A 251-nucleotide genomic window follows, 5' to 3' on the forward strand; every position below is an offset into this window, starting at 1 on the left:
TCGACGTACCAGTCCGGCAGGACCTGCACCAGGGCGCCGGACTCCAGGTAGGCATAGGCGTGCTGCATGCATACCAGGGTGATGCCCAGGCCCATGGCGGCGACCTCGCAGGTGGCTTCCGGGTCGCTCATGGTCATGCGTTCGCGCAGCTCGATCGGCGCCTCCTCGCCGTTGCGCCGGCGCAGCGGCCAGGAGCGCACGCGGCCGGTCTGCGGCGAGCGGATGCGGATCCCGTCGAAGCCGCCCAGGTC

Annotated in this window: 1 protein-coding gene; it reads right to left on the bottom strand. The window is 71.3% G+C overall.

All coding sequences use genetic code 11. The annotated features are described in order from the left end of the window. A partial coding sequence (locus G5A07_RS21550; RefSeq protein WP_223107818.1) for a LysR substrate-binding domain-containing protein occupies positions 1-251 on the bottom strand: 251 nt, incomplete at both ends.

The sequence above is a fragment of the Stenotrophomonas sp. AS012628 genome, assembly GCF_010608305.1.
In the GTDB taxonomy this organism is placed as follows: domain Bacteria; phylum Pseudomonadota; class Gammaproteobacteria; order Xanthomonadales; family Xanthomonadaceae; genus Stenotrophomonas; species Stenotrophomonas geniculata.